Source organism: Stappia sp., from assembly GCF_048261845.1.
Lineage (GTDB): Bacteria > Pseudomonadota > Alphaproteobacteria > Rhizobiales > Stappiaceae > Stappia.
In genome coordinates this window covers 1-9,093 of record NZ_JBLXFR010000096.1, presented here as the reverse complement: position 1 = coordinate 9,093, position 9,093 = coordinate 1, and the positions used below count along the sequence as shown (strand labels likewise).

The 9,093-nt window shown below is 67.5% G+C and carries 9 protein-coding genes; 6 read left to right on the top strand and 3 right to left on the bottom strand.

Annotated features, from left to right (window positions below; translation table 11 throughout):
* A partial coding sequence (locus ACN0T5_RS20570) for a transglycosylase SLT domain-containing protein (RefSeq protein ID WP_417770473.1) occupies nucleotides 1-632 on the top strand: 632 nt, incomplete at its 5' end.
* 321 nt (nucleotides 633-953) lie between these two features.
* Here ACN0T5_RS20570 and ACN0T5_RS20565 read toward each other — a convergent pair.
* On the bottom strand, nucleotides 954-1,298 hold the full coding sequence (locus ACN0T5_RS20565) for a hypothetical protein (protein ID WP_417770472.1): 345 nt from the start codon (nucleotides 1,296-1,298) through the stop codon (nucleotides 954-956).
* Nucleotides 1,299-1,347: 49 nt separating this feature from the next.
* Nucleotides 1,348-1,872 carry a YcgN family cysteine cluster protein gene (locus tag ACN0T5_RS20560; protein WP_417770471.1) on the bottom strand — a complete coding sequence of 175 codons (525 nt, stop codon included), beginning with the start codon at nucleotides 1,870-1,872 and terminating at the stop codon, nucleotides 1,348-1,350.
* 237 nt (nucleotides 1,873-2,109) lie between these two features.
* Between ACN0T5_RS20560 and ACN0T5_RS20555 the strand changes: the two genes are divergently transcribed.
* From ACN0T5_RS20555 to ACN0T5_RS20540, 4 genes are read left to right on the top strand one after another with little or no spacing between them, the layout of a single operon-like run.
* Entirely contained in the window at nucleotides 2,110-4,344 is a 2,235-nt protein-coding gene (locus tag ACN0T5_RS20555) for a transglycosylase domain-containing protein (RefSeq protein WP_417770470.1), read from the top strand.
* Nucleotides 4,345-4,346: 2 nt separating this feature from the next.
* Nucleotides 4,347-5,072, top strand: a complete 726-nt coding sequence (locus tag ACN0T5_RS20550) for a DUF1214 domain-containing protein (RefSeq protein WP_417770475.1) — start codon at nucleotides 4,347-4,349, stop codon at nucleotides 5,070-5,072.
* On the top strand, nucleotides 5,069-5,680 hold the full coding sequence (locus ACN0T5_RS20545) for a hypothetical protein (protein ID WP_417770469.1): 612 nt from the start codon (nucleotides 5,069-5,071) through the stop codon (nucleotides 5,678-5,680). Before ACN0T5_RS20550 ends, ACN0T5_RS20545 begins: the two co-directional genes overlap by 4 nt.
* Nucleotides 5,681-5,720: 40 nt before the next feature.
* Complete coding sequence (locus tag ACN0T5_RS20540; RefSeq protein WP_417770468.1) at nucleotides 5,721-7,055, top strand: class I SAM-dependent methyltransferase; 1,335 nt, start codon at nucleotides 5,721-5,723, stop codon at nucleotides 7,053-7,055.
* On the opposite strand, the gene ACN0T5_RS20535 is transcribed toward ACN0T5_RS20540, so the two are convergent.
* Nucleotides 7,046-7,930, bottom strand: a complete 885-nt coding sequence (locus tag ACN0T5_RS20535; protein WP_417770467.1) for a LysR family transcriptional regulator — start codon at nucleotides 7,928-7,930, stop codon at nucleotides 7,046-7,048. The genes ACN0T5_RS20540 and ACN0T5_RS20535 overlap by 10 nt on opposite strands.
* Before the next feature lie 168 nt (nucleotides 7,931-8,098).
* Between ACN0T5_RS20535 and bla the strand changes: the two genes are divergently transcribed.
* Nucleotides 8,099-8,998, top strand: coding sequence for a class A beta-lactamase (gene bla, locus ACN0T5_RS20530; protein WP_417770474.1), 900 nt, complete (start codon nucleotides 8,099-8,101; stop codon nucleotides 8,996-8,998).
* The last annotated feature ends 95 nt before the right edge of the window (nucleotides 8,999-9,093 follow it).

Sequence of the window (9,093 nt, the reverse complement as noted above, 5' to 3'; positions counted from 1 at the left end):
AGACCGCCCGCAAGGGCACGCTCATCGGCAACATGATCCTGACGAAATACCTGAAGGACGCGGAGTATCTTGAAAGCCTGGAGGACCCCGGCCATGCCCGGCGTCTTGAAGCGGTGCGCACGCTTTTCGACCGCTACGGCGATGCCTACCGGTTTGACCGACTGCTCGTCTCCGCGCAGTCGTTTCAGGAAAGCCGCTGGGACCAGTCGGTGCGCAGCAATGCCGGCGCGGTCGGGCTCATGCAGATCAAGCCCTCCACCGCCGCCGACCCCAACATCGGCATCAAGGGAGTGATGGAGGATCCGGACCGCAACGTGGAGGCGGGCGTGAAATACCTGCGCTTCCTCGCCGACAGTTATTTCGAGGATCTCGCCGACGACCCGGTCAACCAGGTGTTCTTCGCCCTCGCCGCCTACAATGCGGGGCCAAGCCGCTTCGCGCACCTGCGCAAGGAGGCAGCCGAAAAAGGCTACGATCCGGACAAATGGTTCGGCAACGTGGAATGGATCGTGCGCGCCCGCGTCAGCCGCGAACCCGTGCGCTATGTCGGCAACATCTACAAGTACTACGTCGCCTTCACCGAGAACGACCGGCGCGAGAAGGCCCGGGCGGAAAACAAGACGCCGGACTGACAGTCGCAGGGCGCCCGCCCTGGCTCAGCCGTCATCCCGGCCGCCTTTCCGCGCCGTCGGTGTTGCATCGGCCTTGCCCCCCTAAGGCGTCATCCCGGACTTGATCCGGGATCCATTGGCAACCGCAGCATCCGTTGTCCGCGCCGGCAGCTGCGGCAGGCCCGAAGCGCAACCGCCTCGACCTCATCACAACCGCTCTGGCAACCAATAGGCCCCGGGTCGCGGCTTCGCCTTGCCCGGGGTGACGGCCTGAGGGTATGGCGGCCTCATCACTCGCCCCCAACGCGAACAGCGGCCCCGCGCAGCACCAATCGGCGTTCATCAGGAGGCGTCCGATTTCCTTTCCATCGCCCTCAGGAGCACAAACAAGCCAAGCGTCGACAGACATGCCGGCGGAAGCACGAAGACAAACGAAAATGTCCATTTCTGCCAAAAAAGCTCTGCGAGAAACAATATAACCGAGACACACCAGATAACCACCAAACAAAAATTCGCGGCGCAAAGCGCCAGAGAGTCAAAATACATCGATAATACAAAAAATAGCGCAATCACCAGAAGCAGGATCGCGAAATAGGAAGTAGCCGTTGCGGCCCCGAGGATCGAAATGGAGACCCAACCGACAGAAAGAGTATGAAGAATGCGAGCCCATCGGGTCACGTCAAGCAAACCACCATTCCGGAAACTCTCGGCATTGCTTCCAAGGCTGACATTCCCCTCACCGCCTCTCGACAAATCCCGCCTGCGCCTTCTCCTCCATAGGGTTCTCGCCCGGCCAGTCGACGAGGAAATTCTCGTAGTCCTCCAGCGGAACGCCGTCCTCGGGGAAGGTCTTCCCCCGCGCCGAGATGCCGGCGGCGTGCACCGTGTCGGGATCGCCGGAGACAAGCGGGTGCCACCAGTAGAGATCGCGCCCCTCGCCCACCAGGCGGTAACCGCAGGTCGGCGGCAGCCAGGTCAGGTCCGGCACGCTTTCCGGCGTCAGCGGCAGGCAGTCGGGCACCTTGTCCAGCCGGTTCTCGTAGTCGCCGCAACGGCAGCTGCCGGCATCGAACAGGGTGCAGGCGAGCGAGGTCCAGGCGATCTCGCCCGTCTCCCAGTCCTCCAGCTTGTTGAGGCAGCAGCGGCCGCAGCCGTCGCACAGCGATTCCCATTCGCTGTCGGTGAGCCCGGTCAGCCCCTTGCGTTTCCAGAACGGCGCCTCGGCGTCCTCAGGCGCGCCGCCCGCTGCATCGTCGATCATGTCAGGTCCATTGCTCATTTCCGGGGGCGGCATGCTGTCACATGTTGAAAGCCCCGATCGATCGGGAGTAAAACAGGGAGCCTGCCCAAGGTGTTCCCGCCTTGCGGACGCAACGTCGCCCGTGCGAGTGTCCGCGAGGATTTTCCGGCAAGCCGCCCGGTCGGCCGGCCGGCGCACCCCGTGTGGCCGGTCAGTCCCGCGCCGACAGTTACGGCCATAACAGAACGGACGGTCAAGGTGAACCAGCGATCCGGCGATCCCGACAACCAGTCGGGCAGCCAGACAGGCGAGCGGACAGCTCCCGCAACGGGCGGCCAGGCCGGCGACGGCCGGGGCCGGGCCCCTGCCCGTCGTCCGTTCGGTTCGCGGGTGCGGGCCGGCCTCCTGTCCGTCGACGCCTGGGTCGACACTGCGATCTGGCGGCTGTTCTCCTCGCTGCGCTCCGGCGTCGAGGGCTATTCGGCCTGGCTCCGGCGCTTCCGGGCGCGCGGGGCGGGCCGGGTCGCGGCGGAGCTGGCCTCCGACGGCGTCACCTTCGGCCTGCTTGGCCTGATCGTGCTCCTGACGCTCGCCCAGGATGCGTTCCAGCAGACGGAGCGGGCCGACTGGCGCACGACGGAGGATTTTTCGGTCACCTTCCTCGACCGGTTCGGCAACGAGATCGGCAAGCGCGGCATCCTGCTCAACGACACGGTGCCGCTGGAGGAGATCCCCGATCACCTGATCAAGGCGGCGCTGGCGACCGAAGACCGGCGCTTCTTCTACCATTTCGGCATCGACGTGATGGGCACCTTCCGTGCCATGATGGAAAACGTGCGCGCGCGCACCGTCGTGCAAGGCGGCTCGTCAATCACCCAACAGCTCGCCAAGAACCTCTTCCTGTCGAACGAGCGCACCCTGGAGCGCAAGATCAACGAGGCGTTCCTCGCCCTTTGGCTGGAAATGAACCTGTCCAAGCGCGAGATCCTCAAGCTCTATCTCGACCGCGCCTACATGGGCGGCGGCACCTTCGGCGTCGCGGCCGCATCCGAGTTCTATTTCGGCAAGAACGTGCGCGAACTCAGCCTCGCCGAGGCGGCAATGCTGGCGGGGCTGTTCAAGGCGCCGAGCAAATACGCCCCGCACATCAACCTGCCGGCGGCGCGCGCGCGCGCCAACGAGGTGCTGACCAACATGGTCCAGGCCGGGTTCATGACCGAGGGCCAGGTGATCGGCGCGAGGCGCAATCCGGCGGTCGCCATCGACCGCAGCAAGGAACGCTCGCCCGACCATTTCCTCGACTACGCCTTCGAGCAGGTCAAGGAGCTGGCCCGCACGCGGCCCGAGCTTGCCAACGACCGCATCGTCACTGTGCGCACCTCGCTCGATCCCGGCCTGCAGCGGCAGGCCGAGCGCGCGTTGCTCGACAACCTGCGCCAGCACGGGCCGCGCTATCATGTCGAGGAAGGCGCCACGGTGGTGGTGGTGCCGGAGACCGGGGCCGTGCGCGCCATGGTCGGCGGCAAGGACTATGGCGAGAGCCAGTTCAACCGCGCCGTCACCGCCATCCGCCAGCCCGGCTCCTCGTTCAAGCCCTTCGTCTACATCACCGCCTTCATGAACGGCTATTCGCCGGCCTCCGTCGTGCCCGACGCGCCGATCTCCATCGGCGGCTGGAGCCCGCGCAACTATTCGCGCGGCTATGCCGGCCCGGTGACGCTGAAGACGGCGCTGACCAAGTCGATCAACACGGTGCCCGTGCGCCTTGCCCAGGCGATCGGCCGCGACAAGATTGTCGAATACGCCCATGCGATGGGCATCACCACCGAGTTGCTGATCACCCGGCCGCTGCCGCTCGGCGTTGCCGAGGTGACGGTGATCGACATGGCCGCCTCCTACGCGAGCTTTGCCAGCGGCGGGCTCAAGGTGACGCCGACCGCGATCCTCGAGGTTCGCAACTCCGCCGGCGAGGCGATCTACGAGCATGCCGTCAACCGCGCCCCGCCCGAACGCATCTTCCCCGAGGAAAAGGCCGGCGAGATGAACGAGGTGCTGGTCAACGTGGTGGAGAACGGCACCGGCCGGCGCGCGCGGGTCGAGGGCGTCACCGCAGCCGGCAAGACCGGCACCACGCAGGCCTATCGCGACGGCTGGTTCGTCGGCTACACCGGCAACTATGCCGCCGCCGTCTGGTTCGGCAATGACGATTTCACCTCCACCGCGCGGATGACCGGCGGCAGCATTCCGGCGATGACCTGGCAGGCGATCATGGAATATGCGCACAAGGGCATAGAACTCAGGCCGCTGCCCGGCGTCGACCGGCCGCCCCGCGCGCCCGACGAGGTGCCTGTCGTCGGCACCGGCGCCGACCGGCCAAGGCTCCTGCGCGAGCAGTCCATCGCGGTTCTGGAAGAGATCGGCGCCCGGCTCGACGCCATCGGCAAGCGGGTAGAGGCTCCCGTATCCGCCAGCGGGGAGCCGGTCGCCCAGTGACGATGCCTGCCTCCCTGCCCGAGCGGGCGAGCTCCCGCCTTCGCGGTTACGGCATGCGCGGATCCCGCCGTCGCGCGCACCTGCCGGCCAATCCGGAGACGGACGGGCAGGTGCCCGACCGCCTGCCCGCCATCCTGCGTCCCCGGCGGCGGATGCTTGCCGTCGATCTCGCCTTCGTTCTGGCGATCGCCGTCGCCACAGGCTTCCTCAGCGCCTATCTCGCGGTCGAGCGCGGGCCGGCCTTCGGTACGCTCAATCTTGGCGTCTGGGAGGCCCGACCCAACCAGGGCACCCGCCAGGCCGACCCCTATTCCGCCGCCACCCACGCGCGCACCGGGCGCGTGCCGCTGGCCGATGGCGAGGGGCTCGTCTTTCTGGCCCGGACCGATTCCGCGGGCGACCTGCTGCCGCCCGCCTGCGACTACGTGATTGCCGGGCAGGCCGCTCCGGCACGGCTGTGGACCCTTGTTCCGCTCGATGCCGGCTTGCACCTCGTGGAAACGCAGAGCCCGCGCACCAGCCTCGACAGCCGGCACCTGCTGCGCCGGCCGGACGGCGAGTTCATCGTCACCGCCGCCGCCCGCGCGAGGCCGGGCAACTGGCTGCCCACGTCCGCCGATGCCAACGGCCTTGTCTTCGCGCTGCGCCTCTACGACACGCCGCTGACCACCGGCACGGGCGTTGCCAATGTGCCGATGCCGTCCGTCTTCCGGGGAGACTGCCGATGAGCGCCCGCACCGCCCGTCGCGGCCTCTTGCGGGAGATCCTCGATGGCACCCTGCTCTTGCGTGCCGGGATGATCCTCCTCGCCGGGCTTTTCCTCGGCGGCATCATTCATGTCGTCACGGTGCTCGGTGTGCCGGCTCATGTGCCCCAGACGGCCTATGCCCGCATCGCCGCCTTCGGCCCGGACGGCGTCTTCAACCGGTTGCCGGACGTGCGTCCCGGTGCCGAACCGCTTCCCATGCTCGACCCGACGATGATCCATGCGGCCTGCCGCTTCGATCTCGGCCAGGGACCGCTGAAGATCGAGGCGGCACTGCCGCCGCCCTTCTGGTCCTTCGCCCTGTTCAACGCGCGCGGCCAGGCGATCTACAGCCTCAACGACCGTACATCGGGCAGCGGCGGCCTGCTCGACGTGCTGGTGATCACGACGGAACAGCTCAGCGTGCTGCGCGAGAACCCGCCGGAGGATCTGGAAGACCTGATCGTCATCGAGACGGACGAGACCATGGGCTACGCGCTGCTGCGCGCCTTCGACGGCGAACCCCTTCGCCGCGAACTCGTCGAGGCCGCCCTTGCCGAGGCCCGCTGCACGGTGCTCGGCCAGACATGATCCGGAACGCCGGGTCCAACGCAAACGCAAAGCGAGAACAATGACAGCCAGCGGTGAAACCCCGAACGAGGCGCGCGACGACCGCGTCCTGCGCGCCACCCGCAAGGCCATTGCCGTCCTGCGGCCGCATCTGGACGCGCATTTCTCGCTGCGCCTGTGGGACGGTTCCGTGGAACCGCTCGGCAGCAACCCGATCCCCGGACTGATGCTGGAGATCCGCTCACCCGGCGTGCTGCCCTCGCTGCTGCGCCGCCCCTCGCTCGACCGGCTGATCCGTCACTACGCGCATGGCCATGTCGACATTTCAGGCGGCACCATCATCGATATCGGCATGCCCTTCGCCACCGACCGTGCCGCCCGCCGGCGAATGCGCCAGGTCGGCAAGCTGGCACTGGCAAAGGCCGCCCTGCCGCTCCTCCTCGCACCCGCCATCTCGCCCGACGAAACCCGCGGCTTCGGCGGCGCCTCCGACGGGCGGACCCGCAAGGGCGCGGCCGACAACAAGCGTTTCATCGGTTTCCACTACGATGTCGGCAATGAGTTTTACGACCTCTTCCTCGATCCGGAGATGCAGTATTCCTGCGCCTACTTCCCTTCCGGGGACGCCTCGCTGGAAGACGCCCAGATATCCAAGCTGGAGATGACCTGCCGGAGGCTGCGGCTTCAGCCGGGCGAGACGTTGCTCGACATCGGCTGCGGTTGGGGCGGTCTGCTCTGCCACGCGGTGCGCCATCACGGGGTGCGCGGTCATGGCGTCACCCTTTCGGAGGAACAACTCGCCTTCGCCCGGGCGAAGGCCGAGCGTCTCGGCATTTCCGACCGGGTCACCTTCGAGCTGAAGGACTACCGCGACCTTGACGGCCGGTTCGACAAGATCGTCTCGGTCGGCATGTACGAGCATATCGGCCTCGACAACATTCCGGCCTATTTCGCCAAGGTGCAGGGCCTGCTCGCCGAGGGCGGGCTGTTCCTCAACCACGCGATCTCGCGGCGCGCCAAGAAGCGGCGGCGGCGGCTGATCACCCGCCCCGAGCAGCGGGCGCTGCAGAAATACATCTTCCCCGGCGGCGAGCTCGACGATATCGGCCACACGGTCGCGGAGATGGAACGCGCCGGTTTCGAGGTGCAGGACGTGGAGAACTGGCGCCAGCACTACGAGCGCACGACGCGGGTCTGGTGCGAGCGGCTGACGGCGCGGCGCGCCGAAGCCGAGGCGCTCGCCGGGCCGGAGCTCTACCGGCTGTGGGTCGCGTATCTGGGCGGCTGCGCCCTCACCTTCCATCGCGGCTCGGCGCGCATCTACCAGGTGCTGTGCGGCAAGTCGGCCAAGGGCCTGCCCGCCATCCCGCTCACCCGCGCCGACCTCTACCGCTGAGGCGGCCTGCCCGCCTCTTCCAGGATCCAGTTCCGGAAAGCCCGCATGGCGGGCGTTTCCTCGCGTGATTTCAGCCAGGTCAGCCAGTAGGCGCCGATCGGCACCTCGATGTCGAAGGGCCTGACCACGCGCCCCTCACCGATCTCGCGGGCGAACATGGCAACGGGAACCAGGGCGACACCGGCTCCCTGCGCCGCCGTCTCGACCAGCGCGCGGGAGGAATCGAACATGAAGCCGCGCGCCGGCGGTGGCGGCTCGACGCCCGCCGCCCGGAACCAGGCGGCCCATTCGTCCTGGCGATAGGACCGCAGCAACTCTTCCCCTGCAAGGTCCCCGGGGCGGCCGAGACGCGCGGCGGTGGGTGCGGCGCAGACGGGGGCGAATGGCGCCTCCATCAGATGAACGGCTTCGGTCGCGTGCCAGGCTCCGTCGCCGAAGCGGATGAAGACGTCGAGCCCGTCGAGCAGCATGTCGGCGCGGTTGTTGTTGGTCTTCAGGCGCAGGTCGACATGGGGATGGCGCTGGCGGAAGGCGTTGAGACGCGGCAGCAGCCAGCCGATGGCGAAGGTGCCGACGACACCGATTGTCAGGATCTCGCGGAAGTTTCCCTGCTCGAACTGGCTGAGCGTCGCGCTCATGCGGCGGAACGCGTCGGTGAGGACCGGAAGCAGGGCATGGGCCTCGTCGGTCAGGGCAAGACCGCGCGGCAGGCGTTTGAACAGGGTCAGCCCGAGGGTCTCCTCCAGCGCCTTCACCTGATGGCTGATCGCCGTCTGCGTCACCCTGAGTTCCAGCCCCGCGCGGGTGAAGCTGCCGAGCCGGGCCGAGGCCTCGAAGGCCCGCAATGCGTTGAGCGGCAATTGCGAAACATCCATCCTTGCTACTCCTCAAGGCCAATATTTTCTCATGTCTATGCCGAGAACTGATCATTTGGCGAGGGCTCATTGCATCCGCATAGTCGCGTCCGAGGGTTGGGGACACCGACGCAATGGTTCTCGTGACCGGCGGATGCCGGGCGGAACCGCACCCATACGGAGACATGGATCATGCTGAACTTGTCACGCCGGCAGGCACTTGCCGGCTCGCTGCTGCTTGCCCCCGCGGTCACCGCCACGCTGAACAGTTCGCCCGCATTCGCGGGAGCCGCCGGCAAGGCGGATGTCGAGGGACGGCTTGCCGCTCTCGAGCGCAAGACGGGCGGGCGCCTCGGCATCGCCATTCACGACGTTACCAGCGGCACGACCTACGGCAACCGGGCGGACGAACGCTTCCTGATGGCCAGCACGTTCAAGCTGACACTCGCCGCTTTCGTCCTTGCCAGGGTCGACAAGGAGAAAGAGCAGCTGGACCGGCGCATTCCCTTCACGAAACGCGATCTCGTGTCCTGGTCGCCGGGCACCGAAAAGCATGCGGACGGACCTGGTCTCACCGTGGCGGAGCTGTGCGAGGCGACGGTGACGCTGTCCGACAACACCGCAGCCAACCTGCTGCTGGAGAGTTTCGGCGGGCCGGCGGCGCTGACCGGCTTCGTCCGCTCGCTCGGCGACGGCATCACCCGCCACGACCGCACGGAGCCCGCGCTCAACGCCCATGACGGCGCCGGAGACGAGCGCGACACGACAACGCCGGCGGCGATGGTCGGAACACTGCGCAAACTGCTGTTCGGCGATGTGCTGTCGCGCCGCTCGCGCGACCGGCTGACGGCATGGATCGTCACCAACAGGACGGGCGACGCGCGTCTTCGCGCCGGTTTTCCCGCCGACTGGCTGGTGGGCGACAAGACCGGCACGACCGGCACCGGCACGGCCAACGATATCGGCGTCGCCTGGCCGAGCAGGCGCGGCGCACTGATCGTCACCGCCTTTTGCGAGATGCCGGCGGCAAAGCCGAAAACCCGCGACGCGGCAATGGCCGAGATCGCCCGCATCGCAGCGACGGTCTGAGATCTGCGGGAGCCGCCACCTCTCCGGCGTTGGCGGGGCGCATCGGCCTGCCAACGCCGCGATCCCCTCGCTCCCGCTCCGGGAACGAATGCCCC

Coding starts and splice junctions, on each gene's coding strand:
- ACN0T5_RS20560 (WP_417770471.1), bottom strand. CDS start 1,872: ATGATCGACGATGCAGCGGGCGGCGCGCCTGAGGACGCCGAGGCGCCG.
- ACN0T5_RS20550 (WP_417770475.1), top strand. CDS start 4,347: ATGCCTGCCTCCCTGCCCGAGCGGGCGAGCTCCCGCCTTCGCGGTTAC.
- ACN0T5_RS20545 (WP_417770469.1), top strand. CDS start 5,069: ATGAGCGCCCGCACCGCCCGTCGCGGCCTCTTGCGGGAGATCCTCGAT.
- ACN0T5_RS20540 (WP_417770468.1), top strand. CDS start 5,721: ATGACAGCCAGCGGTGAAACCCCGAACGAGGCGCGCGACGACCGCGTC.
- ACN0T5_RS20535 (WP_417770467.1), bottom strand. CDS start 7,930: ATGGATGTTTCGCAATTGCCGCTCAACGCATTGCGGGCCTTCGAGGCC.